The following is a 25288-nucleotide window of genomic DNA, read 5'->3' as shown; positions in this document are numbered from 1 at the left end:
TGGACCACCGCCTGCCGGGCGCGGGCGTCACGGGACGGATTGGGGTTGGCGGGAGGTGTGGCCCGTACAAAAGCGGGGTGGGTTTCTGGTGTTTCTACATTGGAAATCTGGGACATTTTGCCCGAATCGGTAGCGCTTGGCCGGTTTTAGCGGCACAGTGATGGAATGAACGACAGTGGGCTGGGCGGAGCGGGCTACTTCTGGTGCCTCCGCGACCACCGGGTGGAGAGCGGCGACGACGTGTGCCCCGCTCAATACCGGCTCGGTCCCTACGCCACGGCTGACGCAGCGACGCGGGCACTCGAGACCGTCGAGAAGCGCAATGCCGAGTGGGATGCCGAGGACGCCCGCTGGACAGGGGAAGCCAGCTGACGTAACCGCCGCTCCGGTCCGTCCGAACCGGAGCCGCGCGTCTTCCGGCGCAGACGTGCCCGCAGTCATTCCGCAAGGAGGAACACCTCGATGCCCGCTGCCAAAAAGGCCCCGACCAGGCCCGCTGCCTCCGGCGCGGGCCTTAAAGCCAGAACCACCCCCTCGGGTACGGGCAGCCGCGCGGCCGCCACACCCGGTGGGGCTGCTTCGGGCGCGACGACCCGGTCTCCGGCTTCCGGTGGCAGGGCTTCCACTGAGGGCTCGGTTTCCGGCCGTGGTGGGGCTTCGGCGGCTGGCCGGGCTTCAGCGGCGGGTCGCGCTCCGGCGGCTGGCCGGGCTTCAGCGGCGGGTCGCGCTCCGGCGGCTGGCCGGGCTTCAGCGGCGGGTCGCGCTCCGGCGGGTGGCCGGGCTTCGGTGGCCGTTGGGAAGGCCGGGAGCCGGACGGCGGTCGAAGCCGCGGAACCGAAGAAGTCGAATGGGTGGTCCGTGGCTGAGCGGGTGGCAGGGAACCGGGTCGTCGGCAAGCAGCGGGTCGAGAAGGCTGAAGCTGCTGCGGCCGGGCGTGGGAAGACGGGGTCCGGGGTCGTGAGGCCGCGGGCGGGTGCTGCGGCGAAAGCTACGTCCGGAGTGGCCGGGCGGGCGAAAGCGGCGGTTCCGGTGACCAGGGTGGGCGGCGTCAAGAAGGCTGCGGGTGCGGTGACCGCAGTGGCTGCTCCTGCGGCCAAGGGGGCCGCGACCAAGGAGAAGAAGGCTTCGACTGCGGCCACGGCGGCCAGAGGAAAGGCGACTCGGACGGCGACGGTGGTGCCTGCGGCCAGGGGAACTGCGGCTGGGGGCACGTCGGCGGGGGTGCGGATGTCACGGTCCGGTGCGGCGGCCAAGGTGACCGCAAGCGGAACGGCGGGCGTGGCCGGCAAAGTCGGGGCGCAGCGGACCGGTTCTGGTGGGGTGGTTGCCGGGAAGAAGGCGGCCGCTGGCAAGGCTGTGGTGGGGAAGCCGGTGGTTGCGCGGGGTACGGGTGGGAAGTCCGCGACCGCTTCGGTGAAAGCCGGCAAGGGCGCGGCGGTGAAGTCACCGGCCGCGACTGTTTCCGGGAAAGTCGGAAAGAGCGCATCGGGTACGTCGGTCAAAGCGTTCTCCGGCAAGGCCGCACCTGTGAAAGCGGTGGCTGCTAAGGCGGCTGCGGGTAAGAGTGTGTCCGGGAAAGCTGTTTCTGGGAGAACGACCGCTGTGAAAGCGGCGGTGGGCAAATCGTCGGCGGTCAAAGCCGGTGCGGTAGGCGTAGCGGGCCGGAATGGGAAGGCGCCTACTTCGAAAGCGGTAGTGAAAGACGCGGTCGGCAAGGTGCTGGCGGGTAAGACGGCCGTCGGCAAGGTGGCTGCGGTCAAGGCCGGCTTTGGTAAGGCGGGTTCCGTCAAGAGCGCTACCGGTAGTGCGAGTGTCGGTAAAGCTGTTACCGGCAAGGCTGCTAGAGGTAAGGCGGCCACTGGTCAGGCGGCTACTGGTAAGGCGACCGCTAGTAGGACGGCTACCACCAAGGCGGCTGCTGGTAGCGCGGTCGTTGGTAAGGCGGCTACTACGAAGGCGGCTGCTGGGAAGGCGGTTCTGGCTTCCGGGCGTGGGGCGGGTATCGAGGCTGCCGGGCGGAAGGCTGTGGCGGGGCGGGCTGAGAAGAACCGGGACGTGGCCGGGGCCGGTGCGAGGAACGTGGTGGCGTTCAAGCGGCCCGCCGAACGGGACGACACCAAGGCGGCGACCGGGCGGAAGACGGCTTCGGGGCGGCGTGGCGCGGGGAAACCCGCTGGCGGCGTGACCGTGTCCATTCAGTCCGCGGCCGGGGCGAAGCGGGGTGGGACGACAGCGGGCCGAGGTTCCGGTTCGCGGCGGGTCGCGGCGGCGATGAGCAACCCGCCGCGGAATCAGGTGACCGTTGCCACGGGGGACGACGGTTCGTGGGACGAGGACACCGGGACGGCGACCGCCGGGTACCTGGCGGTTCCGATGCGGCCCGGCCGGAACACCGACCAGCAGGGCGACGACGCGGTCGACGTGCAGACCCTGGAGGACTCGCCGTTCGTCGGAGGATGGTTCCCGCCGCACAAGCAGGACGCCCAGCCCGACGAGGGGTCCGACCAGTGGGGAGCCGACCGGCCGGATCTCGAGGCGCTCGGCGAATCGGAAACGGACGAGGACTCGGACGAGCCCGTGGCCGAGTACACCGGGCCCGCGGACGCCGTCGAATCCGGCTGGGTGTCGACGCTGAAGCGGGTGTCGCTCGACGAGACCCTCGCTACGGACGACGACGAATCCCCGGACGAGGATGCACTGCGGAACCGGATCGCCGCTGCGTCCGCCGGGATGGTCGATGACGACTCCGGCACCGAGGATCTCAGCGCGAGCGACATCGGCGGCGACACGGATCTGACCGGCGCGGAGAACGAGCCGGAGGACGACGGAGACGACGAAGACGGCAGCGGCGCAGCCGGGGATGAACCGGTTGTGGCGGCGCGGGGTGCCAAGGTCCGGGCGCGTACGCCGCGGCAGTCGGCCGTGGGCCGGACCGCCAAGGCCGGTGCGCGGCAGAGTACGGCTGCGCAGGCCGGTGAGCCGGATTCGGGTGACGCGGACGCGGCGGCGCCGACCACTCGGAGGAGTCGGGGAGCGGCGGTTTCGGCTCAGGTGAACGAGCCGGAGGAGCTGGAGGAGTTCCAGGAGGCCGACGACGCGGCGGTTCTCGCTGCACCGGGGCGGCGGTCCAGGGCGGGCGGTACTCGAGCCACGGCGAACAGGTCCGGTGGCCGGACCGCGGCGAAGACGGCTGGTGGCCGGACCGCGGCCGAATCGGCGGGTGGCCGGACGACAGCGACTGATGCGGACACGGCCGAGACCGGACCGCAGAAGAGCACCCGGACGGCGGCCAAGACTGGCGGCACCAGGGGAACCGCGGGTAAGGCGGCGACGAAGACGGCGGCCAGCAAGGCGACTGGTATCAAAGCGACTGGTGCTAAGGCTGCTGCCACCAAGGCGACTGCTGCTAAGGCGACGGCGGCTAAGGCGGCGACCACCAAGACGACTGCTGCTAAGGCGACCGGCGCCAAGGCGGCCGGTACCAAGGCGACGGCTGTGAAGACCGCTGCTGTGAAGGCAGTTGGCGTTAAGGCTGTGGCGGGGAAGGCTGCTCCGGCGAAGAGCGCGGCGACGAAGGTGGCTGCTGGGAAGTCGGCGGCGGCCAAGGCGGCTCCGGCGAAGGTCGGTGGGGCGAAAGCGGTCGGGAAAACGGCTGCGGTGAAGGTGGCTGGTACCAAGGCCGCGGGAGCTACGGCTGGGGCGAAGGCTGCGAGAGCTGCGGCTGGGACCAAGGCCGCGGCTGCCAAGGTGACGGGGACCAAGGCTGCGGCGGCCGGGACTGCCAAGGCCACGGCTGGGAAGACTGCTGCGTCGAAGGCGGCGGGTACGAAGGCGACGGCTGGCAAGGCGGCTGCGGCGAAGGCGGCCGGGCAGACGGCTGCGGCCAAGCGTGGCGCGGGCAAGGCCACACCGGCAAAGGTCACGGGCACTGCGGCGCGAGGTGGTACGGCCGCCAAGACGACTGCCGCCAAGGCCACTGGCGCGAAGGCGACGGCTGCCAAGGCGGCTACTGCGAAGGCCACTGGCACCAAGGCCACTGGCGCGAAGGCTCCTGGTACTAAGGCGGCTGCTGGGAAGGCGGCGGCTACCAAGGCGGCTGCTGGGAAAGCGGCGGCTACCAAGGCGGCTGCTGGGAAGGCGGCTGCTACCAAGGCCACTGCTGGGAAAGCTACTGGTGCCAAGGCGGCTGGTGGGAAGGTCGCTGGTACGAAGGTGGCTGGTGGCATGGTGGGTGGCGCCAGGGCGGGGGCCTCGAAGGCCACGGCGGTTAGAACGGCTGCTGGGGCGAGGGCTGCTACGGGCACGGCTGCGGTGAAGGTAACCGGGGCCAAGGCGACCGCGGCGAAGGCGGGGGCCAAGAAGGCGCCGAGCAAGACCGCGGTGGCCAAGGTGACTCCGGCTAAGACCGTCAAGGCGGCGTCGGCCGTGGCGAAGAAGGTGGGGTCCAAGGCCGCTGGGGAAGTGACTGCTACCAAGGCCGCGCCGGTAGGGACCAGGACGGCGGCGAAGGCTGGGGGAACCAGGGCCACTGCTACCAAGGCGACGGTGGCGAAGGCCGGGGGGACCAGGGCGGCTACGGCCAAGGCGGCAGCCGGGGGCAAGGTAGTGGGCGCGAAGGCTGCTGCGGCCAAGGCCGCGGGGGCTCGGGGAGCTACGGCCAAGGCGGGTGCGGCCAAGGCGGGTGCGGTCAAGGCGATGGGGGCGAGAACGGCTCCGGCCAAGGCGGGCACGGCAGGTGCGGCCAAGCCGGGAACGGCGCGGGCGGGCACGGGATCCGTCAAGGCTGCTGCTGGGCGGGCGACTACTACTAAAGCGACGGGAAGCAAGGCGACGGGCACCAAGGCCACTACTGCTAAGGCCACCACTGCTAAGGCGACCGCGGCGAAGGCGACTGGCGCTAAGGCGACTGCAGCGAAGGTCACTGCTGCGAAGGCGACTGGCGCTAAGGCGACTGCTGCTAAGGCGACTGCTGCTAAGGCCACTACCGGTAAGGCGACCGCCGGTAAGGGGACCGCGGCCAAGGCGGCGAATGTCAAGGCTGGTGCGGCGAAGGTTGCGGGTGGCCGGGCGACGGCGGGCAAGGCGGCGAACAGTTCGGCGGGTGCGGCGAAAGCGACCGGAAACGCGGCCAAGGCGACTCGGGCATCGCGGAGTACGGGCGCGAACGCGGGAGCCGCCTCCCGGACGCCGGCGGGTGCGCGCAGCGCCCGTAACGCTGCCAAGAGCGAGCCGGTAGCGGCGTCGCGTGCGGCCAGCCGGCGGCGGTAGGGGGACCGGTACGAGTACGACCCGGCTGTGAACGGCGGGCAGGGCCACGGAGAAATCCGGTCCTGCCCGCCGTTGTTTCATGCGACGGCGCTGGGTGACGGGAAGGCTGCTCTGGCGGCGAGAGGCCGAGGGTGGCGCGACGCCGGCGGGAGGGGGATGGCGGGGCGGTGCTTCGGGCGTACCGCAAACGGGGTTGGGGGTGACATGTGGGGATTGCTGGTAGGAATGATCCGTGCCGATCAAACGGGTGGTGGCGCCGCAGATCGACTTCTCGGGGTTGCGGCGGGAGTTGGGGTTGCCGGACGGGTTTCCGGAGGCGGTCCTCGCTGAGGCGGGGGACGTGGCGCGGCAGACGCGGCTGCCGGAGGTGGATCGGACCGGGATCGAGTTCGTGACGATCGATCCGGCGAGTTCGCGGGATCTGGATCAGGCCATGCATCTGAGCAGGCGGGCCGGTGGCGGGTTCCGGGTTCGGTACGCGATCGCCGACGTGGCGTCCTACGTGCGGGCGGGTGGGCCGATCGAGGCGGAGAGCTGGGTACGGGGTCAGACCGTGTACCTGCCGGACGGGCGGGTTCCGCTGCATCCGCCGGTGCTCAGCGAGGACGCGGTGAGTCTGCTGCCGGACGGGGACCGGGCCGCGGTGGTGTGGACGATCGACCTGGACGGCGACGGGGAGACGGCCGCTGTCGAGGTGGAACGGGCGCGGGTGCGCAGCCGGGCCAAGCTGGACTATGCGGGTGTGCAGCGGCAGATCGACGCGGGTACGGCCCCGGAGTCGCTGGCGCTGCTGCCGGAGATCGGCGGGCTGCTGGCGGGGCGGGCGGCGGAACGCGGGGCGGTGAACCTTCCGCTGCCGTCGCAGGAGGTCGAGCGGGACGGGGGCGGCTGGCGGCTGGTGCTGCGCGCGCCGTTGCCGATCGAGGAGCACAACGCGCAGATCTCGCTGCTCACCGGCATGGCGGCGGCGCGGATCATGCTGGCGGGCGGGATCGGGCTGCTGCGGACCATGCCGGCACCGAAACCGGAAGCGGTCGCGAAGCTGCGGGCGGCCGCGGCGCCGCTGGGCATCTCCTGGCCGGACGGCGCCTCCGTCGGTGCGGTGGTCGCGGCCGTCGATCCGGCGGATCCGCGTGGTGCGGCGTTCCTGGATCAGGCGGCGGATCTGCTGCGCGGTGCCGCCTACACGGCATTCGGTCCGGATCTACCGGTGAGTGGGCTGCCGCAGGAGACCGGGCACGGCGGGGTCGGCGCGCCCTACGCGCATGTCACCGCGCCCCTGCGGCGGCTTGCGGATCGCTTCGCGACCGAGATCTGTCTTTCGGTGTACGGGAACCGCCCCGTCCCCGACTGGGTCGCGCACGCCCTGCCGCGCCTGCCGAAGGCGATGTCGGCGACGGACCGCCTCGCGGGCGCGGCCGACCGTGGCGCGATCGATCTGGCCGAGGCGGTCCTGTTGCAGGGCCGGGTCGGTGAGGTGTTCGAGGCGGCGGTGCTGGACCGGGAGGAGGCGTCGGCGAAACGTCCGGCCGGCGGGACGATCGCCCTGGACGATCCGGCGGTACGGGCGAAGTGTCTCGGTGACCTGCCGCTGGGGCAGCGGGTGCCGGTCCGGTTGACCGCCGCCGACCCGGCGAGCCGGACGGTCCGGTTCGAGCGCGCCTGACGGTACGGGGATCGAGCGCTCGGTCCCCGTACCACCGAAAGGGTTTAGAAGGTGTGCTCCGCGGCCGGGAACTCGCCGCTGCGGACCTCGTCGGCGAACTGCCTGGTCGCCTCGGTCAGGGCGCCCGCCAGGTCGGCGTAGCGCTTGACGAAACGCGGCGCCTTGCCGGTGCGCAGACCGGCCATGTCCTGCCAGACCAGCACCTGCGCGTCGGTGTCCGGGCCGGCGCCGATGCCGACCGTGGGGATCGGCAGCTCCTTGGTGATCTGCTTGGCGACGTCCCCGGGGACCATCTCCAGGACCACGGCGAACGCGCCCGCGTCGGCGACCGCCCGGGCGTCCGCGATCACCTCGGCGCCCTCGTTCTCCCGGCCCTGGACGCGGTACCCGCCGATGGCGTGCTCGCGCTGCGGGGTGAAGCCGATGTGCGCCATCACCGGGATGCCGGCGCCGGTGATCGCCTCGATCTGCGGGGCCATCCGGCGGCCGCCTTCGAGTTTGACCGCGTGGCAGCCGCCCTCCTTCATGAACCGGACGGCGGTGCGCAGCGCCTGGGTGGGGCCCTCCTCGTAACTGCCGAACGGCAGGTCACCCACGATCAGCGCGGTCGACGTGGCCCGGACGACGGCGCGGACCAGCGGCAACAGCTCGTCGACGGTGACCGGGACGGTAGTTTCGTACCCGTAGACGTTGTTGGCGGCCGAGTCGCCGACCAGCAGCACCGGCACGCCGGACCGGTCGAAGATCTGGGCGGTGTACATGTCGTACGACGTGAGCATCGGCCACCGGTCGCCGCGGACCTTCGCGTTGAGCAGGTCGCGGGTGCGGACCCGGCGGGTGGGCGGACCGCCGTACAGGGTGGGGATCTCGGACATGGTTCAGCTCCTCCCTCGAGGCCGCGCGGATGCGGTCCCCGGGTCCGCCAATCCTCGCACTTCAGGAGCCTTCACGAAACAGGTTCGTGATGGGGAGGCGACGATCACGGCCGAACGCCTTTCCGGAGATCTTGGTGCCGGGAGCGGACTGCCGGCGCTTGTACTCCGCGAGGTCGATCATGCGGAGCACCCGGTCGACCAGCGCCTCGTCGTTGCCGGCCGCGATCAGCTCGGCCCGGCCCAGGTCGTGGTCCACGTACCCCTTGATGATCGGGTCGAGAAGCTCGTAGTCGGGCAGCGAATCGGAGTCCTTCTGGTCCGGGCGCAGCTCGGCGCTCGGCGCCTTGGTGATCGAGTTCTCCGGGATCGGCGCGTTGTGCTGGGTGTTCCGCCAGCGTGCGAGCTGCCACACCATGGTCTTCGGCACATCCTTGAGCGGATTGAACCCGCCGACCGAGTCGCCGTACAACGTCGAGTAGCCGACGGCCAGCTCGCTCTTGTTGCCGGTGGTCAGGACCAGGTGGCCTTCCTGGTTGGAGAGGGCCATCAGGATCACGCCGCGGACCCGGGCCTGCAGGTTCTCCACGGTGACGCCGGACAGCGACATGTTCGCCAGGAAACCGTCGACCATCGGCTGGATCGGCTCGGTGCGGTAGTCGAGGCCGGTGCGTTTGGCCAGCTCGGCGGCGTCGTCGCGGGAGTGCTCGGAGGAGTAGCCGCTGGGCATCGAGACGCCGAAGACCCGCTCCGGGCCGAGGGCGTCGACGGCGATCGCGGCGACGACCGCCGAGTCGATGCCGCCGGAGAGGCCGAGGATGACCGACCGGAACCGGTTCTTGTCGACGTAGTCCCGGAGCCCCAGGACCAGAGCCGACCAGATCTCGGCCTCGTCGGCGATGCGCTCGGCGATGCCGGCGTCTTTCGCGCCGGAAACGGCAAGATTTATCGTGACTTCGGAGCGCTGGATCCGCATCGTGTCGACCGGCTCGACCGGGGCCGTGGAGACGTTGGGCGCGGTGTCGGCGGCCGGGAGGTCGAGATCGTGGACCAGCAGCTCCTCGGTGAACTGCCCGGTCCGCGCGAGCAGCGCCCCCTCCGCCGAGACGATCATCGAGTCCCCGTCGAAGACCAGCTCGTCCTGCCCGCCGACCATGTTCACGAACGCGACGGTCGCGCCCGCCTCCACCGCCCGCCGCTGGACCAGCGCGAGGCGTACGTCGTCCTTGTTCAGCTCGTACGGCGAGGCGTTGATGTTGACCACCAGGCCGACGCCGGCCTGCCGGGCCACGCTGAACGGCCCGCCCGCCTGCCAGATGTCCTCGCAGACGGTGAGCGCGACATCGACCCCGCCGAACCGGACCACGGTGAGCGTGTCACCCGGTTCGAAATAGCGGTCCTCGTCGAAGACGCCGTAGTTGGGCAGGTGGTGCTTGTAGTACGTGGCGACGACCTCGCCCCGGTGCAGCAGCGCCGACGCGTCCCGCCGGCCGACGCCCGGCGCGGCGTCCGAGCTGATCGCCGGCGGCCCGTCGGCGTCCACATAGCCGACCACCACGGCCAGGTCCCCGAGACCGTCGGCGGCCAGGGCGGCGGCGAGGTCGCGCAGCGCCTGCCGGGACGCCTCGACGAACGAGTTCCGGAAGACCAGGTCCTCGATGGGATAGCCGGTCAGCATCATCTCCGGGAACGCCACCAGATGCGCTCCCACCTCGGCGGCCGTGCGTGTCCAGCGGCGGACCGCGGCCACGTTGCCGGGAATGTCACCGACTGTCGAGTTCACCTGGGCGAGGGCGATGCGCAGCGTGGGCATGCCCCTCATTCTTGCCCCTCGGTGCCCGTTTCGATCCTGACCCGGGCCGACGTCACAGGCCGTGCGCAGCGTAGTCTCACCTCGATAGGTAGGCGTCCGGACGAGGGGTGGCAGTGGACCGTCAGCAGGAGTTCGTGCTTCGCACGCTCGAGGAGCGCGACATCCGTTTCGTCCGGCTCTGGTTCACCGATGTGCTCGGCACGCTGAAGAGCGTGTCGGTGGCCCCGGCAGAGCTGGAGTCCGCCTTCGAGGAGGGCATCGGCATCGACGGCTCGGCGATCGAGGGCTTCGCCCGGGTCTACGAGTCCGACATGGTCGCCATGCCCGACCCGACCACCTTTCAGGTCTTCCCGTTCGAGGGCGGCGTCAGCGGCGAGAGCGCCCGGATGTTCTGCGACATCCTGCTCCCCGACGGCAGCGCCGCCTGGGCCGACCCGCGCCACGTGCTGCGCCGCGCCCTGGCCAAGGCCGCCGAGAAGGGCTTCACCTTCTACACCCACCCCGAGGTCGAGTTCTTCCTGATCCAGGAGGGGGAGAACGACGGCTCGGTGCCGGTGCCGGTGGACCAGGGCGGCTACTTCGACCACACCACGCACGCCATCGCCCGCGACTTCCGCCGGCAGGCCGTGCTGGCCCTGGAGCGGATCGGCATCTCGGTCGAGTTCAGCCACCACGAGGTCGCGCCCGGCCAGCAGGAGATCGACCTGCGGTACGCGGACGCCCTCACCACCGCCGACAACATCATGACGTTCCGGCACGTGGTCAAGGAGGTGGCGCTGTCGCAGGGCGTGCGGGCCACCTTCATGCCGAAGCCGTACACCGATCAGCCCGGCTCCGGCATGCACACCCACCTGTCGCTGATGGAGGGCGAGCGCAACGCCTTCTACGACAGCGAGGACCCGCAGAAGCTGTCCAAGACGGCGCGCGCGTTCATCGCCGGCCTGCTGGTGCACGCCCGGGAGTACACGGCGATCACCAACCAGTGGGTCAACTCGTACAAGCGCCTCTTCCCGCTGCAGCTGCCGGACCGGATCACCGAGTCCCCGGCGTTCGTCAGCTGGGGCCACCTCAACCGGTCCGCGCTGGTCCGGGTGCCGGCGTTCGGCAAGCCCAGCTCGGCGCGGGTGGAGGTGCGCTCGATCGACTCGGCCGCCAACCCGTACCTGGCCTTCGCCGTGATGCTCGGCGCCGGCCTCAAGGGCATCGAGGAGGGGTACGAGCTTCCGCCCGGCGCCGAGGACGACGTGTGGTCGCTGTCGCCGGCCGAGCGCAAGGCCGCCGGTTACGAGGCGCTGCCGGAGAACCTCGCCGAGGCGATCGACGTGATGGCCGGCTCCGAGCTGGTCGCCGAGGTGCTCGGCGAGCACGTCTTCGACTTCTTCCTGCGCAACAAGCGGGCCGAGTGGGAGCAGTTCCGCCGCGAGGTCACTCCGTACGAGCGCCAGCGGTACCTGGGCGCGCTGTAGTAACACCGATCCACGAGAAAGAGGGCCTCTCCCCACCGGAGAGGCCCTCTTTCCCGTTGGCGCCAGGCGGCGACGGTGTCCGAGCCGTCACCGCCTGGCTGGTGCGATCGCCCGGCGCTGGGTGGGGGCACCTCCGAACGCCTGCGACCGACCGTTAAGGCACCCGGCGGACCGCCCGTTCCCCAGATCCGGTCCGCCGGGTGCCGGCTTGTGTCAGCGGCGCGGCTCCGCGCTGCCGTACGGCTTCGGCCAGCCGCCCGTTCTTCGGGGATCCCAGGTACGGCTGCCGGCGTGGGATCCGCAGAACCGGTCGATCCGGTCCCGGTCGCCGGCCCGCCGTTCCAGCTCCCGGAACCGCTCGTCGTCCCAGTCCCGGCTCCGGCGGCCGAACTCCCGGCACAGCTCGCCCACCCGGTCCGGCGCGCTGGACCGGGCCGACGGCGCGGACGGCGCCGCCGACGGCGCGGACGGCCGGGTGCGGGACGGCGCCGGCGACGTGGACGGCCTCGCCGGGGCGGCCCGGGAGACGGTGGCGGACGGCTCGGCCACCCCGGCCGCGTCCGGCACGGTGCTGATGTTCGCGGCCAGCGAGACGCCGCCGATCGTCGCCGTGGTGGCGAACGCGACCGCGGCCACCTTGAGGGTCAGCAGCCTGGCCAGCGCGGACCGGACCGCCGACGGCCGCCGTGCGGGAGCGGAATGCCCGGCCGCCCGGAACGCCGCCAGCGCGGCGGCCTCACCGGCCAGCTCGTGATCGCCCGCCGGCGCCTGCGCCGCGGCCAGGACCCGGTCCAGGGGGTGCCCGGTCCGGTCGCCGCGCAGCAGACTCTCCGCCAGCGTCCGGTCCATCGGGTTCCACTCCTCGGGGCTGCTCATCTCACTTCCTTCAGCGCCGGCGCCGCCGAAGTTGTCACCGGTCTGCTCCATGGATCAGGTTTTCGCTGTTCCGGGGGCGGGGTGAGGCGGGCCGCCAACTGCTTCAGCCCCCGGTACGCGGCAGTGCGGACCGCTCCGGCACGGCGGCCGAGGATCTTCCCGGTGCTGGTGGCGTCCAGGCCGACCACCACCCGCAGCATCACCGCCTCGGCCATCTCCGGCGGCAGCGACGCGATCAGGGCGACCGCCGCGTCGGTGCTGACCAGCTCCACGGCCCGGTCGGCGGTGTCGTCGCCGGCGCTCATCTCGGTCAGGAACTCGACCGGGGCGCTCGCCTGCGGCCGCCGCCGCTGGGCCCGCAGCAGATCCATCGCCCGGTGCCGGGCGATCGTCGCGGTCCAGCCCCGGAACCCGTCCCAGTCGCCGGAGAAGGTGCGCAGGTCCCGGGCGATCTGCAGCCAGGCCTCCGAGGCGACGTCCTCGGCGTCCTCGCCGGCCAGCACCCGCAGGTACCGCAGCAGCGCCGGTTGCTGGGCGCGGTAGAGCAGCCGGAACGCCGCCTCGTCGCCCCGCTGGGCCGCTGTCACGACGGCGTCGAGGTCCTCCGGTGCTGTCATCCAACGACCTCCGCGCCCCTCGATCGCCCTCACACCGCATGCGGGCTCCCCTGGTACAGCGCCGGCTGACCAGAAAACGTCACCACAGAGATCCACCACCCGATCGACGTGGTAGATCGGCTCCGCTACGGTCTGGAGCGGACTACAAGTGACGAGGGAGAAGTCGTGCTGGAGGATCTGCTTGAGGGCGCCGGGCGCAGCATAGTGTTCGGGGTGGTCGGCATCGGGTTGATGGCGGTCGGTTTCGTGCTGGTCGACCTGCTCACCCCGGGTAAGCTGCGCGACCTGATCTGGGTGCACAAGAACCCGAACGCCGCGCTGCTGCTGTCGGCCAACCAGCTGGGAATCGCGGCGATCGTCTTCACCTCGATCTTCACGAGCTACGACTCGTTCGCCGACGGCCTGGCGTCCACGGCCCTGTTCGGCCTGGTCGGCATCGCCATCATGGGCCTGGCCTTCCTGGTGCTGGACTGGCTGACCCCGGGAAAGCTGGGCGATGTCATCTGCACCGACGAGCGGCACCCGGGCGCGGTGGTCAGCGCCGCCTCGCACTTCGGCGCGGCCCTGATCGTCTGCGCCTGCATCGCCTAGCGCGGCCCCCGACGGTGTGTGGATTTCGGGCGCGCATAGCGGCCGAAATCCACACACCGTCGGGACCTCAGCGACGGTTTTCGTCGTACCCCCGGTCTAGCGTTCCTGGGGTGAACCGTACTGATCGGCTTTATGCCCTCGTCGAGGAGTTGCGGGCGGTGGCCCCACGGCCGCGCAGCGCGCGCTGGCTGGCGGAGCGGTTCGAGGTGAGCGTGCGCACCGTCGAGCGGGACATCTCCGCCCTGCAGCAGTCCGGCACCCCGATCTACGCCGAGACCGGCCGCACCGGCGGTTACTGCCTGGACCGCGCGCACACCCTGCCCCCGGTCAACCTCACGCCGGAAGAGGCGGTCGCCATGGCGCTCGCCCTGCGCGGCATGGAGGGCACCCCGTTCCGTCAGCCGGCGGCGAGCGCGCTGCGTAAACTCCTCGCCGCGATGCGCCCGGAGGACGTGGCAGTGGCACAGGACCTGGCCGGCCGGATCCATCTGGCCGGCGACGCGGCGCCACCCGGCCTGCCCCGGCTGCTGGGCGGCACGCTCCCGGCCGGCTGCGTCGTCCGGATCGGCTATGCCGACCGCCACGGCGCCGTGACCAGCCGGGAGGTGGAGCCGTTCGGTTACGTCTGCGTCCGCGACCGGTGGTACCTGATCGCCTGGTGCCGGCTGCGGGATTCGGCCCGCATCTTCCGGGCCGACCGGATCAGCACGTTGACTCCGACCCGGGAGACGGCGCGGCCGCGGACGATGGCGGAGGTCGCGCTGGACATCCCGCACCGTCTGCGGCCGCTCACGCTCACGCCGGCGGGGTGAAGATCTGGAACTGGTTGCCCGACGGGTCGAGCAGGTGGGCGATCGCCGTGCCGTCCGCCGTCGTCCGCTTGACCAGGATCTTCCCGCCTGACGCCTCGGCTGCCCGGCAGGTCTCCTCGACGTCGGCCACCAGCACGGAGAAGACCGCGTGGTTCGGGCCGCCGCCGCTGGTGTCGGCGAGCCCGCCCGGGATGCCGCCCTCACCCGGCGTCTTGATGAAGCGGTACGCGGGCGCCGCCGTCTCGAACGTCCAGCCGAACAGGCCGCCGTAGAAACGCTCGGCCTCGTCCGGCCGGTCGGTGCCGATCTGGAACCATCCGATGCCGTTCACGTTCACTGCACTCATGTCGCATCTCCTTCGAGGAATGTGTCGTGGTTCAGGGTGGGCGCCGGTGGCGACAGCGTCCTGTCGGTGTTATCAGATTCCTCCGTGGATCCTCCAGCCTTCATGCCGGAGAGGAAACGGAACCCCTGCGGGACCACCTGCACAAGCTGACCACCCGACTCGTGCGTGAGAACCAAACGCTCGTGATCGAGGACCTGACCATGCGCAACATGGTCAAGAACCACACCCTGGCCCGCGCCATCTCCGACGCGGCCTGGACCACCTTCCGCGAGTTCCTCACCTACAAATGCGACTGGTACGGCCGGGACCTCGTCGTGATCGACCGCTGGTACCCGTCGTCCAAGGTCTGCTCGAACTGCGGGCACCTCACGGAGAAGATGCCGTTGAACGTCCGATCCTGGACCTGCCGTACCTGCGGCACCATCCACGACCGCGACGTCAACGCGGCACGTAACATCCTGGCCGCCGGGCAGGCGGTGTCGGCCTATGGAGCCGGCGTAAGACCTCAACGGAAACGTCCGTCCGAGGCAGCAGGCTGAGAAGTAGGGAACCCGGCGGGTGACCGCCGGAATCCCCGTCCTTCAGGGTGGGGAGATGTCAACCGAGACGGTTCACGTCGATCACGAGTTTTCCGGAGGTGATCCGGTCCTCCAGGTCGGCGTGCGCCTGCCCGACCCCGGACAGGGGATAGCGGCCGCCGATCCGGGCGGTCAGCACCCCCAGCCCGCACAGGTGGAACAGCCGGGCCGCGCCGGCCCGGTACAGCGCCTCGTCGTCGAGGACCCGTTGCAGCCGGAAGCCGTGCACCCCGGTCGACGACGTCATCAGGTCGTCCACGGCGACCGTGTTGCTGACGTCGCTGGCCCCGCCGTACGCCACGATCCGCCCGAACGGCGCCAGCGCCGCGTGCAACCGCTCGAACGTCCGCCCGCCGACGCTGTCCAGCACCAGCGTGGGCGCCTCGTCCAGGGCCGCGCCCAGATCCGGATGATTCGAGTCGACCGTGGCGTGCGCGCCCAGCTCGGTGAGGAAGGCCCGCTTCGCCGCCGACGACGCGCACGCGATCACCCGGGCCCCGGCCGCGCGGGCCAGCTGGACCGCCAGGTGCCCGACCCCGCCGGCCGCCGCGGTCACCACCACCACGTCGTCGCCGGTGACCCGGCCCAGGGTGTGCAGGCTGTGCCAGGCGGTCAGGCCCTGCTCCAGCACGGCGAGGGCCTGCTCGTCGCTCAGCTCGTCCGGCACCTCCACCACGTGCCGGGCCGGGGCGGCCGCCACCTGGGCGTACCCCCCACCGGCCCGCAGCAGCGCGGCCACCCGCCTGCCGTCGGAGCGGCGGCGGCCCACCACGTCGGTGCCGAGGATCGCGGGCAGGGGCGGCTTCTCGTACTCGCCGCGGCGGCGGTAGACGTCGGCGTAGTTCACCCCGGCCAGCGTCACGTCGATGATCTCGGCGCCGGGACCGGCGGCCGGTGGGTCCAGCTCGGCCAGCCCGAAGACGGACGGCCCGCCGAAGGCGGTGATCACTGCGGCAAGCATGCCCCATTGAAACAGCACCCGTTAGCCTCGACGTGTGGCCACCGCACTCGTCATCGAGAACGATCCTGCCGACGACCTCCGCCGCCTCGGCGACTGGCTCACCGAGGGCGGCCTGGAGCTGTCCGTGCTCCGCCCGCACGCCGGTGACGCCCTCCCGGAGACCCTGGACGGCTATGCCGCTCTGATCGTGCTGGGGGGCGATCAGAACGCGTACCCCGACGCTTCCGGCGCTCCCGGCGCGCCCTGGTTCCCGGCGCTCGAGGGGCTGCTGCGCAAAGCGGTCCGGCACCGGGTGCCCACCCTCGGCGTCTGCCTCGGCGGCCAGTTGCTCGCCCGCGCGCACGGCGGCCTGGTCGAGCGCAGCCCGGCGGGGCCGGAGATCGGGCCCGGCCTGGTCGCCAAACGCGACGCCGCCGACCGGGACCCGCTGTTCAAGTGGGTGACGCTGCTGCCCGACGTGCAGCAGTGGCACCGCGACGAGATCACCGAGCTGCCGGCCGGTGCGGTGCTGCTCGCCGCCTCCAGCCGCTATCCGCACCAGGCGTTCCGGATCGGTGACCGGGCCTGGGGCCTGCAGTTCCACATCGAGTGCGACGCCGAGATGATCGCCGATTGGGCGCACGCCGATCGGGCCGCCCTGGCGGAGCTGGGCTACGACCCGGAGGCCGTGGTCGCGGCCATCGCGGCGGCGCTCCCCGACGTCGAGGAGGTGTGGCAGCCGTTCGCCGTGCGGTTCGCCGCGCTGGCGCTGGGCACCCTGCCGGACGCCGACATCCCGGACAGCGGCGGCGTCCGGACCCTGCCTCTGCTGGGCCAGTGATGACCCGGCCGACCCGCCTCGCCCGGTACGGGTTCGCCGACAACGGCGCCCGGGCCACCGACCTGCTCGGCCCCGGCGGGCTGCGGCTCTGGGACACCGAGACGCAGGCCCCGGTCGACGAGCGGGCGGCCGGGCTGCTGGACGCGCTCTCCAGGGCCGCCGACCCGAACCTGGCACTGCGGCAGCTGCACCGGGTGGTCGAGTCGGCCGGCCGCGGCGACCCCGCCGGAGCGGACGCCCTGCTCGGTGAGCTGTCCGCCGACGACGGGCTGCGGCGGCGGCTGCTGGCGGTGCTCGGCGCGTCGTCGGCGCTCGGCGATCACCTGGTGGCCGACTCGTCGGGGTGGCGGACCCTGGCCACCGGGCCGAGCGGCATGCCCCCGGAGGCCGACGGCGGGCTGGCCGATCTGGAGCAGCTGACCGTTCCGGAGCTGCGCCGGGCGTACCGGCTGGCGCTGTTGCGTATCGCCGCCGCCGACCTGACCGCGGGCCGGGGCCTGGAGCCGACGATGGCCGCCCTGTCCCGGCTGGCCGACGAGACCCTGTCCGCGGCGTACGCGATCGCCGTCGCCGCCCTCCCGCAGTCCACTCCGGAGCCGCGTCTCGCGGTCGTCGCGATGGGCAAGTGCGGCGGCAACGAGCTGAACTACGTCTCCGACGTCGACGTGATCTTCGTGGCCGCCGGTGACGAGGACCTGAGCGCGGGCACCACGGTCGCCGCCCGGCTGATCGAGATCTGCGGGCAGGTCGCCTGGCCGGTGGACGCCGCGCTGCGCCCCGAGGGCAGTCGTGGTCCGCTGGTCCGCACCCTGGCCAGCCACCAGGCGTACTACCGGCGGTGGGCGCGCACCTGGGAGTTCCAGGCGCTGCTCAAGGCCCGCCCGGCAGCCGGTGATCTGGCGTTGGCGCAGGAGTGGGTCGCCGACCTCGCGCCGCTGGTGTGGCACGCCGCGGAACGGCCCGAGGCGGTCGCCGACGTCCGCGACATGCGCCGCCGGATCATCGACAACATCCCGAAGAAGGAGCTGGACCGCGAGATCAAACGTGGTCCGGGCGGGCTGCGCGACATCGAGTTCGCGGTGCAGCTGCTGCAGCTGGTGCACGGCAGGGTGGACGAGACGCTGCGCGGCGGGGGGACGATCCCGGCGCTGCGCGCCCTGGTCACCGGGGGTTACGTGGGCCGCCAGGACGGCGAGACGCTGCTGCGGGGTTACCGTTTCCTGCGCGGCGTCGAGCACCGGCTGCAACTGCAACAGCTGAAACGTACGCACACCGTGCCGGACGATCCGGCCGGGCTGCGCTGGCTCGCGGCCGCCCTGGGTTACACCGCGGTTCCCGGCCGGGACGCCGTCGAGGCGTTCCGCTCCGACTGGGTCGGCCACGCCGCCAACGTCCGCCGCCTGCACGTCAAACTGCTCTACCAGCCGCTGCTGGAGGCGGTCGCCCGGGTGCCGGCCGAGGAGCTGCGGATGACCCCGGAGTCGGCCCGCAAGCGCCTGGAGATCCTCGGGTTCGCCGACCCGGCCGGGGCGCTGCGGCACCTGGAGGCGCTGACCGGCGGCGTGACCCGGACCTCGGCGATCCAGCGGACCCTGCTGCCGATGCTGCTGCAGGACTTCGCCGACGCCCCGGAGCCGGACCGCGGCCTGCTCAACTACCGCCAGGTCTCGGACAAGCTCGGCAGCACCCCGTGGTACCTGCGCCTGCTGCGCGACGGCGGTCCGGTCGCCCGGCGGCTGGCACGGGTGCTGAGCCTCTCCCGGTACGCCACCGACCTGCTCACCCGCGACCCGGAGGCGCTGCGGCTGCTCGCCGACGACGCCGAGTTGCAGCCCCGGCCCCGCGAGTCGCTGCGTGACGGGTTCGCCGCGGCCGGCGACCGGCACACCGACCCGGGTGGCGCGATCGCCGCGGTCCGGGCGCTGCGCCGCCGTGAGCTGTTCCGGCTGGCCTGCGCCGACATCCTGAGCCAGGGCGGTGACCTGGCCCCGGACCGGCCGCTCGGTGTGGATGCGGTCGGGGTCGCTCTCTCCGACGTCACCGACGCCACCCTGAACGCGGCGCTGCGGATCGCCCGCCGCGCCAAACCCGGCCCGGACGGGCTGAGGTTCGCGGTGATCGGGATGGGCCGGCTCGGCAGCTACGAGATGAGCTACCCGTCCGACGCCGACGTGCTGTTCGTCTACGAGCCACCGCCGGGCTGCCCGGAGGGTGAGGCCAGCGCCGCCGCGCACGCCATCGCCGAGGAGATGCGCCGGCTGCTCAACGCGCCCGCCCCGGACCCGGCCCTCGGCGTCGACGCCGACCTGCGCCCGGAGGGCCGGCAGGGCCCGCTGGTCCGCAGCCTCCAGGCGTACCGGCAGTACTACGACCGCTGGTCGAAGGTGTGGGAGGCGCAGGCGCTGCTGCGGGCCCGGTTCGTCTGCGGCGACGCTGACCTGGGCACCCGCTTCGAGCAGCTGGCCGACGCGAAACGCTATCCGGAGGGCGGCCTCACCCGGGAACAGGTCGTCGAGATCCGCCGGATCAAGGCCCGGGTGGAGACCGAGCGGCTGCCCCGCGGCGCCGACCCGAACACGCACACCAAACTCGGCCGGGGCGGTCTCGCCGACGTCGAGTGGGCGGTGCAGCTCACCCAGCTCCGGAATGCCCACGCCATCCCCGCGCTGCGCTGCACCCGGACCCTGGAGGCGCTCGCCGCCGAGGCCGCGGCCGGGGTGGTCGACGAGTCGGACGCGGCCGAGATGACGGCCGGCTGGACCCTGGCCGCGCAGGTGCGCAACGCGCTCACCCTGGTCCGCGGCCGCCCGACCGACCAGCTGCCCCGGCACGGGGTCGAGCTGGCGGGCGCGGTGCTCCTGCTGGGCGGCGGCGACCCGGGTGAGTTCGTCGACCGGTACCTGCGCCTGACCCGGCGATCCCGGGCCGCGATGGAACGTGTGCTGGAGAGCTGATCAACACGGTTCGTTGGTGCCGTCCCCGCGCAACATCCGGTAATCGCCGCCGGACGTGCTGAGGACGTAGACGACACGCCACCGGGTGCAGGTCTCGCCGGGCCGTTCCGGCGGGCCGTGCCCGGCCTTCTGCCGGCTGCGGAAGCTGACCTCGGCCTGCAGCCGGCCGGACGTGGCGGGGGCCAGCCGGTGCAGCACGATCTCGGAGTCCCGGGTGGTCGACGTGCCCTGGGCGAACGCCGCCATCTGGCCGGGCACGCCCGGATCGAGTTCGCCGGACGGGTCGAGCACACCCGCGACCGCCCGGTAGTCCCGCTCGTTGATCCCGGTGAAGTAGGTGCCGAGCATCGCCGCCACCTTCGCCGCCCGCGGGTCGCGGACCGCCGGATCCACGGCGACCAGGTCGATCCGGTCGTTCTCCAGGATCGGCACGCTCTCCTGGACCGGGGTGGCGCTCGGCCGCCCGGCGGGCGCGGCCACCGGCATCTTCCCGGCGCTCTCCGTCCCGGCCCCGAACAGGCGCGGGCCGCCGAAGATCGCCGCGACGGCCAGGGCGCCGATCAGCACCACGATCGGCAGGGCGGGCAGGATCCGGCTGCGGCCCGCGTCACCGGCCGGCACCGGATCGGCCGGCTCCGGGATCCACACCGGCTCCGGCGTCCAGATCTCCACCGCCCGGAAGTCCCGGCGGGGCCGCTCGCACGCCCGGCAGTCGTCCGGCATCCCGTTGTTGCGTTCACCGCAGTTGACGCAGATCCACATCCGGCTTCGTCCTCCCACCGTGCTCAACGACGGTGGCGGATGAATGCCGTGCCCGTTCACCTGCCCGTGTCAGCCGCGACCCCGTCAGCTGGTGGCGGCGGCGATCACCCGGGTCAGCGCCTCGTGGACGCGGCGCAGCTCCTCGATCGGCAGGCCCAGCCGGGCCACCACGGCGGGCGGGATCCGCTCCGCGTCGGCGCGCAGCGCCCGGCCCCGGTCGGTGAGGGTGATGGCCAGGCTGCGCTCGTCGGCCCGGTCCCGCTCCCGAACCAGGTAGCCGATCGCCTCCAGGCGCTTGAGCAGCGGCGACAGGGTGCCGGGGTCGAGCTGGAGAAGTTCACTGAGGCGGCGTACGGACAACGGCGCGTACTGCCAGAGGGCGAGCATGACCAGGTACTGCGGGTGGGTCAGCCCCATCGGCTCGAGCAGTGGCCGGTAGATCGCCACGACGCTGCGGGCGGCCACCGACATCGCGAAACAGACCTGCTGCTCCAGGGCGAGCGGGTCCTCGGTGGGCTCGGTCACTTGCGCATCTCCTCAGGTCGGCCGTTACTCTACCAATAGTTGGGGTACCAATCATTGGTCCACGAACTGTTGGGAGAGTCGCTGATGGGACGGTTGACGGACTGGTACCACCGCACGTTCGACGACTGGGCGTTCCGCTCCTTCATCGGCCCCGCACAGACCAAGGGCGCCGTCCAGGGTTGCGACGAGCCGGCCCGCGAGCAGTGGAAACGAGACCTGGAGAACCGTAAGCGCTACACCCGCGAACAGCGCGAACGCAAACGCGCCGAACGCGAGGCCCGCCGCTCCGCCGTCAGCTGACCGCCGCCCGCAGGGCCGCGAGGAGGCGTTCGTCGTCGGGTACCCGGCTGGACGTCGACCCGGAACCGAGCCCGTGCCGCCGGCTCTCCGCCAATTCGGCACGCATCAGCGGGGCGAGGCGGTCCGCGAGCTCACCGTCGGCGGCTTCCGCGATCGAGGTACGGGTGTGCACGTTGCCGTGCCAGGCCGCAGTGAGCACCGGCAGCACCGGCCGGACCTCGCGGGTGATCCGCCACAGCGTCAGCGCGGCCGTCACCCGCGACCACCAGAACGGGTCGTCGCCGTTCATCGCGGTGGCCACGGCCGGCGCCGCCGCGGCGGCTGACGTCCCCATGGCGCCGATCTCGTCCAGCGCGGTGCTCGCGGCGCCGTTCTCCAGGGCCGCGAGCAGCACCGGCAGCGTGCCGGGGGACCCGGTGATCCGGCGAAGCGCGCCGGCCGCCGCCGCGGCGAGCCGGGGGTCGTCCTCGCGGGCCAGTCGCTCCAGGACAGGAACGGCTTCGGCCGCGGCGGGCCCGACGCGGCCGAGCGCCCGCACCGACCAGGCGTCCAGTGGTGTGGCGAGCAGCCGGGGCACGGCCGGAGCGGCGGCCGGGCCGAACGCCCCGGCCACGGTGGCGAAAGCGCCCGCGGTGTGGAGCCCACCGCCGTCCGGATTGATCGTGGCGAGGATGTGCCCGGCCTGGTCCGGGTAGAGCGACAGCAGGGAACCGATCTCCGACGGACAGTCCGGCAGCGCCCAGGCGGTGAGCAGGAACGGCAGCGCCCGTGGATCGCCGAGGCGCGCGAGCATGGTCAGGTAGGGGTGGAATCCGGTCGACCTGAGCCAGGGCGGCCGGCCGCCCTGCCAGGGCAGCGACTCCAGCCGGGGAAGCCCTTCGGCCACGACCTCGGCCGCCGGCGCGGCGACCGTGCCCCAGCCGGCCAGCGCCAGCGCCGCGTGCAGGCCCAGCGTGTAGTCGCGCGGGCCGTCGGCGCTCAGGAACCCGGCGATCCGCCGTACCAGCTCCCGGTGGTCGCCGCGGTATCCCTCCACCAGGACGGTCGCGCCGTAGAGGGCGTCGCCGGACACGTCCCGGTGCGGCGAGCCGAGCAACGCCTCCAGGATCGCTCGCCGTTCGTCCACGCGGGGGCCGAGGGCCGCGGTGAGGTCGCCGATCAGGCCGGCGGTGTGCGGAGCCCGGCGCCATCCGGGCTCCTCGTCGTCCGGCGCCGGCGCTGCCGGGCCGGCTTCTTCGGCATAGGCGTGTTCCAGCAGCGTGACCAGGTCTTCAGTGTCGGCCACCGCCGGGTCGATCCGGGCCGCGGCCGTCATGGCGGCGGCCTTGGCCGACGCTCGCCGTTCCCCGGCTGCGGAGGCGAGCAGACGTGCGGCGTCGCCGGTCACCTCACCCAGCGCGGTGAGCAGGGCGCGCCGGACGCCGAGGCTGGTCTCCACCGCCAGCCGGCGGGTGAGAAGGGCGTCGAGGCCGGGTATGCCCGGCGAGCACGCGGCCAGGAGCGCGGGGATCATCGCCCGCAACGCCGTGTCCGGGTCGTCGAGCAGTCCGGACAGGCGTGGCGCGGCCGCGACGAGCATCAGCCGGACCTGTATGCCCGCCGGCCCTTCCTCGTCCCGTTCCTCCGGATCGACTTCTCCCGCATCGTCCGGCAGCCCGGCGTACTCGGTGGCCGTCGTGGTCAGCAACTCCGCGACGTACGTGCGCGGCAGGCCGGGTGTGGTCAGCGCGTCCAGCAGGAAGGGCAGCGCGGCGACGGTGCCGGGCATGTCGCAGTACGCCTCTTCACGGACCTCCGGATCGGGGCTGACCAGCCCCCGGAGCCAGTCCGGCATCTCGCGCACCGGGGCAGCCTAGAGCTTCCGCGGTGATCTGGACACCTGTGGGTAGCCGCCGTTCGCCCGGCGGCCACCGGAACGACAAGATCCTCGCGTAGTCAGAGCGCATGTCTCTACGCCGTACCTCCTCGGCGGTTGTCTCCGTCCTGGCCCTGGCCGCGGTGGGCGCCGTGCCCACCGCGGCGGCCGCGCACGGCCGCACCCAAGAATTCCGCCGGCTCGCCACCTTCCCGGCCTATCTGAACTCGTCGGTGGGCGACACCGCGGCGGCCGAGATCTCCACGGTCACCGAGGACGGCCGCACCGTCGTCTACACCGACAGCCCCGGCAAGCGCCTCGGTTTCGTCGACATCACGAACCCGTCGGCGCCGAAGCCGGCCGGCACCCTGGCCGTCGGCGGCGAACCCACCTCGGTCGCGCATCTGGGCCGGCTGCTGCTCGCCGGCGTGAACACCCGGACCAGCTTCACCGACCCGTCCGGCAAGCTCGTCGTGATCGACTCCGCCTCCCGCGCGGTGAAGCGGGAGATCGACCTCGGCGGCCAGCCGGACTCGGTCGCGGTCGCCCCGAGCGGCCGGTACATCGCGGTCGCCATCGAGAACGAGCGCGACGAGGACGTGAACGACGGCGCGATCCCGCAGGCCCCGGCCGGCTGGCTCGCGGTGATCAACACCCGGACCTGGAAGGTCTCACGTGTCAGCCTGAGCGGTCTGCCGGCGATCGCGCCGACCGATCCGGAGCCGGAATACGTCAGCATCAACTCCCGTGACGAGGCCGTCGTCTCGCTCCAGGAGAACAACCACCTCGCCGTGGTATCGCTGCGCACCGGTCGCGTCCTGTCCCATTTCAGTGCCGGCTCGGTGACGGTGGACGACGTCGACACCGAGGACGACGACAGGATCGAGCCGACCGGGACGATCACCGCGAAGCGGGAGCCGGACGGCGTCGCCTGGATCACCGACGACCTGTTCGCCACCGCCAACGAGGGTGACTACGAGGGCGGCTCGCGCGGCTGGTCGATCTTCTCGAAGACGACCGGCAAGGTCGTCTGGGACGCCGGCAACACCCTCGAGCACATCGCCGTGGCGCATGGCCAGTACCCGGACAAGCGCTCCGACGCCAAGGGCATCGAGGCCGAGAACGTGGCGTTCGCGCGTCTCGGCGGAGTCCCCTACGTCTTCGTGAACTCCGAGCGCGGCAACTTCACCGCCGTCTACGACGTCTCCCGCCCGTGGGCGCCGAAGTTCACCCAGCTCCTGCCGGCCACCAACGCCCCCGAGGGCGTCGTCGCGGTCCCGTCGCGCAACCTGCTCGTCGTCGCCAGCGAGGAGGAGGACCCGTCGATCGGCATCCGCGGCGGCATCCAGGTCTTCGGCTTCGGCTCCCCGAAGAACCAGCAGGTCGTCGCGAAGAAGGACATCCCCTGGGGCGCGCTGTCGGCCCTCTCGGCGGTTCCCGGCCGTCGTGACCGGCTCGCGAGCGTCACCGACGCCGTCTACTCGCCGACCCGGATCCTCGGCCTGACCACGGACGGCGTGATCGACTCCCAGATCACCGTCACCAAGGACGGAGAGCCGGTGGGTTACGACGCCGAAGGCCTGGTGGTGCGCAAGGCAGGCGGTTACTGGCTGGCCGTCGAGGGCCAGAATCTTCTGGTACGGCTGAACGCCCGCGCCCAGGTCCAGGAGGAGATCCCACTCTCCGCCGACGTCGCCGCCGCGATCACCAGCAATGGTCTCGAAGGCATCGCCGAGGTCGGCACGAACGTGTGGGTGGCCGTCCAGCGCCCGATCAAGGGCGATCCCGCGAACACCGCCCGGATCGGCCGCTACGACACGGTCACGAAGACCTGGTCGTGGCTGCTCTACCCGCTCGACACCGCGCCCACCGGCTGGGTCGGCCTGTCCGAGCTGGTCGCCGTCGACGCGAACACGTTCGCCGTGATCGAGCGCGACAACCAGCGCGGCGCCCTCGCCGCGATCAAGAAGATCTACGCCTTCGACGTCCCGAAGACCTGGACGGGTACGCCCACCGTCTCGAAGAAGCTCGTCAAGGACCTGCTGCCGCTGCTCAAGGCGGACAACGGCTGGGTGCAGGACAAGGTCGAGGGTCTGGCCGTCGCCGGGGACGGCCGCACCTACGCGGTCACCGACAACGACGGCCTCGACGACGCCACCGGCGAGACCGTCTTCCTGAAGCTGGGCCGGCTGCTCTGACCTCCGCT

The 25288-nt window shown here is 72.1% G+C and carries 20 protein-coding genes; 11 read left to right on the top strand and 9 right to left on the bottom strand.

The genetic code is table 11. From position 1 onward, the window contains the following. Positions 1 to 165 precede the first annotated feature (165 nt). From ACZ3II_RS20915 to ACZ3II_RS20905, 3 genes are all read left to right on the top strand, one after another. Positions 166 to 372, top strand: coding sequence for a hypothetical protein (locus ACZ3II_RS20915; RefSeq protein WP_465519327.1), 207 nt, complete (start codon positions 166 to 168; stop codon positions 370 to 372). A gap of 666 nt (positions 373 to 1038) precedes the next feature. Beyond that, positions 1039 to 5268 carry a hypothetical protein gene (locus ACZ3II_RS20910; RefSeq protein WP_465519326.1) on the top strand — a complete coding sequence of 1410 codons (4230 nt, stop codon included), beginning with the start codon at positions 1039 to 1041 and terminating at the stop codon, positions 5266 to 5268. Positions 5269 to 5500: 232 nt separating this feature from the next. Then, complete coding sequence (locus ACZ3II_RS20905) at positions 5501 to 6934, top strand: RNB domain-containing ribonuclease (protein WP_465519325.1); 1434 nt, start codon at positions 5501 to 5503, stop codon at positions 6932 to 6934. Positions 6935 to 6978: 44 nt separating this feature from the next. Here ACZ3II_RS20905 and panB read toward each other — a convergent pair whose 3' ends face one another. Together panB and ACZ3II_RS20895 are read right to left on the bottom strand one after the other, a co-directional pair. Next, positions 6979 to 7809, bottom strand: a complete 831-nt coding sequence (gene panB / locus ACZ3II_RS20900; RefSeq protein ID WP_465519324.1) for a 3-methyl-2-oxobutanoate hydroxymethyltransferase — start codon at positions 7807 to 7809, stop codon at positions 6979 to 6981. A gap of 61 nt (positions 7810 to 7870) precedes the next feature. Next, positions 7871 to 9619: an NAD+ synthase gene (locus tag ACZ3II_RS20895; RefSeq protein ID WP_465519323.1), complete on the bottom strand. Its 1749-nt coding sequence runs from the start codon at positions 9617 to 9619 to the stop codon at positions 7871 to 7873. Positions 9620 to 9732: 113 nt separating this feature from the next. On the opposite strand from ACZ3II_RS20895, the gene glnA reads away from it, so the two are divergent. Further along, positions 9733 to 11085, top strand: coding sequence for a type I glutamate--ammonia ligase (gene glnA, locus ACZ3II_RS20890; protein WP_465519322.1), 1353 nt, complete (start codon positions 9733 to 9735; stop codon positions 11083 to 11085). Positions 11086 to 11298: 213 nt separating this feature from the next. Here glnA and ACZ3II_RS20885 read toward each other — a convergent pair whose 3' ends face one another. Together ACZ3II_RS20885 and ACZ3II_RS20880 are read right to left on the bottom strand one after the other, a co-directional pair. Then, positions 11299 to 11961 carry a hypothetical protein gene (locus ACZ3II_RS20885; protein WP_465519321.1) on the bottom strand — a complete coding sequence of 221 codons (663 nt, stop codon included), beginning with the start codon at positions 11959 to 11961 and terminating at the stop codon, positions 11299 to 11301. Then, the gene (locus ACZ3II_RS20880) at positions 11958 to 12578 is read right to left on the bottom strand and encodes an RNA polymerase sigma factor (protein ID WP_465519320.1); all 621 of its coding nucleotides are present in this window, start codon (positions 12576 to 12578) and stop codon (positions 11958 to 11960) included. Before ACZ3II_RS20880 ends, ACZ3II_RS20885 begins: the two co-directional genes overlap by 4 nt. Positions 12579 to 12743: 165 nt before the next feature. Here ACZ3II_RS20880 and ACZ3II_RS20875 point away from each other — a divergent pair, with 165 nt between their 5' ends. Continuing rightward, positions 12744 to 13169, top strand: a complete 426-nt coding sequence (locus ACZ3II_RS20875; RefSeq protein ID WP_465519319.1) for a DUF350 domain-containing protein — start codon at positions 12744 to 12746, stop codon at positions 13167 to 13169. A 110-nt stretch (positions 13170 to 13279) separates the two neighbouring features. Next, on the top strand, positions 13280 to 13981 hold the full coding sequence (locus tag ACZ3II_RS20870; RefSeq protein WP_465519318.1) for a helix-turn-helix transcriptional regulator: 702 nt from the start codon (positions 13280 to 13282) through the stop codon (positions 13979 to 13981). Here the strand turns inward: ACZ3II_RS20870 and ACZ3II_RS20865 are convergent. After that, positions 13965 to 14327 (bottom strand): VOC family protein, encoded by a 363-nt coding sequence (locus tag ACZ3II_RS20865; RefSeq protein ID WP_465519317.1) that lies wholly within the window; start codon positions 14325 to 14327, stop codon positions 13965 to 13967. The two genes, ACZ3II_RS20870 and ACZ3II_RS20865, sit on opposite strands and share 17 nt — an antisense overlap. Before the next feature lie 26 nt (positions 14328 to 14353). Here ACZ3II_RS20865 and ACZ3II_RS20860 point away from each other — a divergent pair, with 26 nt between their 5' ends. Beyond that, a complete protein-coding gene (locus ACZ3II_RS20860; protein ID WP_465519316.1) occupies positions 14354 to 14866 on the top strand; it encodes an RNA-guided endonuclease InsQ/TnpB family protein in 513 nt (170 codons plus the stop codon). Between the two features lie 58 nt (positions 14867 to 14924). Here the strand turns inward: ACZ3II_RS20860 and ACZ3II_RS20855 are convergent, their stop codons facing one another. Next, on the bottom strand, positions 14925 to 15866 hold the full coding sequence (locus tag ACZ3II_RS20855; protein WP_465519315.1) for a quinone oxidoreductase family protein: 942 nt from the start codon (positions 15864 to 15866) through the stop codon (positions 14925 to 14927). Positions 15867 to 15900: 34 nt separating this feature from the next. Here ACZ3II_RS20855 and ACZ3II_RS20850 point away from each other — a divergent pair, with 34 nt between their 5' ends. Further along, positions 15901 to 16686: a type 1 glutamine amidotransferase gene (locus tag ACZ3II_RS20850; RefSeq protein WP_465519314.1), complete on the top strand. Its 786-nt coding sequence runs from the start codon at positions 15901 to 15903 to the stop codon at positions 16684 to 16686. Then, positions 16686 to 19640 (top strand): bifunctional [glutamine synthetase] adenylyltransferase/[glutamine synthetase]-adenylyl-L-tyrosine phosphorylase, encoded by a 2955-nt coding sequence (locus ACZ3II_RS20845; protein ID WP_465519313.1) that lies wholly within the window; start codon positions 16686 to 16688, stop codon positions 19638 to 19640. Before ACZ3II_RS20850 ends, ACZ3II_RS20845 begins: the two co-directional genes overlap by 1 nt. On the opposite strand, the gene ACZ3II_RS20840 is transcribed toward ACZ3II_RS20845, so the two are convergent. Next, entirely contained in the window at positions 19641 to 20402 is a 762-nt protein-coding gene (locus tag ACZ3II_RS20840) for a hypothetical protein (RefSeq protein ID WP_465519312.1), read from the bottom strand. Positions 20403 to 20486: 84 nt separating this feature from the next. Continuing rightward, complete coding sequence (locus ACZ3II_RS20835) at positions 20487 to 20873, bottom strand: MarR family winged helix-turn-helix transcriptional regulator (protein ID WP_465519405.1); 387 nt, start codon at positions 20871 to 20873, stop codon at positions 20487 to 20489. 138 nt (positions 20874 to 21011) lie between these two features. Between ACZ3II_RS20835 and ACZ3II_RS20830 the strand changes: the two genes are divergently transcribed. Continuing rightward, the gene (locus ACZ3II_RS20830; RefSeq protein WP_465519311.1) at positions 21012 to 21227 is read left to right on the top strand and encodes a hypothetical protein; all 216 of its coding nucleotides are present in this window, start codon (positions 21012 to 21014) and stop codon (positions 21225 to 21227) included. Here the strand turns inward: ACZ3II_RS20830 and ACZ3II_RS20825 are convergent. Continuing rightward, a complete protein-coding gene (locus ACZ3II_RS20825) occupies positions 21220 to 23061 on the bottom strand; it encodes a HEAT repeat domain-containing protein (RefSeq protein ID WP_465519404.1) in 1842 nt (613 codons plus the stop codon). The genes ACZ3II_RS20830 and ACZ3II_RS20825 overlap by 8 nt on opposite strands. Before the next feature lie 110 nt (positions 23062 to 23171). Between ACZ3II_RS20825 and ACZ3II_RS20820 the strand changes: the two genes are divergently transcribed. After that, positions 23172 to 25280 (top strand): esterase-like activity of phytase family protein, encoded by a 2109-nt coding sequence (locus ACZ3II_RS20820; protein WP_465519310.1) that lies wholly within the window; start codon positions 23172 to 23174, stop codon positions 25278 to 25280. Positions 25281 to 25288: the final 8 nt, after the last annotated feature.

The sequence above is a fragment of the Actinoplanes sp. NPDC019969 genome, assembly GCF_055562375.1.
This window is presented reverse-complemented; position numbering and strand designations above follow the sequence as displayed.

Excerpts from the sequence above, each read along its gene's own strand:
- ACZ3II_RS20845 (WP_465519313.1), top strand. The coding sequence starts at position 16,686 with ATGACCCGGCCGACCCGCCTCGCCCGGTACGGGTTCGCCGACAACGGC.
- ACZ3II_RS20830 (WP_465519311.1), top strand. The coding sequence starts at position 21,012 with ATGGGACGGTTGACGGACTGGTACCACCGCACGTTCGACGACTGGGCG.
- ACZ3II_RS20895 (WP_465519323.1), bottom strand. The coding sequence starts at position 9,619 with ATGCCCACGCTGCGCATCGCCCTCGCCCAGGTGAACTCGACAGTCGGT.
- ACZ3II_RS20865 (WP_465519317.1), bottom strand. The coding sequence starts at position 14,327 with ATGAGTGCAGTGAACGTGAACGGCATCGGATGGTTCCAGATCGGCACC.
- ACZ3II_RS20880 (WP_465519320.1), bottom strand. The coding sequence starts at position 12,578 with ATGACAGCACCGGAGGACCTCGACGCCGTCGTGACAGCGGCCCAGCGG.
- ACZ3II_RS20885 (WP_465519321.1), bottom strand. The coding sequence starts at position 11,961 with ATGAGCAGCCCCGAGGAGTGGAACCCGATGGACCGGACGCTGGCGGAG.
- ACZ3II_RS20855 (WP_465519315.1), bottom strand. The coding sequence starts at position 15,866 with ATGCTTGCCGCAGTGATCACCGCCTTCGGCGGGCCGTCCGTCTTCGGG.
- ACZ3II_RS20825 (WP_465519404.1), bottom strand. The coding sequence starts at position 23,061 with ATGCCGGACTGGCTCCGGGGGCTGGTCAGCCCCGATCCGGAGGTCCGT.
- ACZ3II_RS20915 (WP_465519327.1), top strand. The coding sequence starts at position 166 with ATGAACGACAGTGGGCTGGGCGGAGCGGGCTACTTCTGGTGCCTCCGC.
- ACZ3II_RS20835 (WP_465519405.1), bottom strand. The coding sequence starts at position 20,873 with ATGTCGGTGGCCGCCCGCAGCGTCGTGGCGATCTACCGGCCACTGCTC.
- ACZ3II_RS20840 (WP_465519312.1), bottom strand. The coding sequence starts at position 20,402 with ATGTGGATCTGCGTCAACTGCGGTGAACGCAACAACGGGATGCCGGAC.
- ACZ3II_RS20820 (WP_465519310.1), top strand. The coding sequence starts at position 23,172 with ATGTCTCTACGCCGTACCTCCTCGGCGGTTGTCTCCGTCCTGGCCCTG.
- panB (WP_465519324.1), bottom strand. The coding sequence starts at position 7,809 with ATGTCCGAGATCCCCACCCTGTACGGCGGTCCGCCCACCCGCCGGGTC.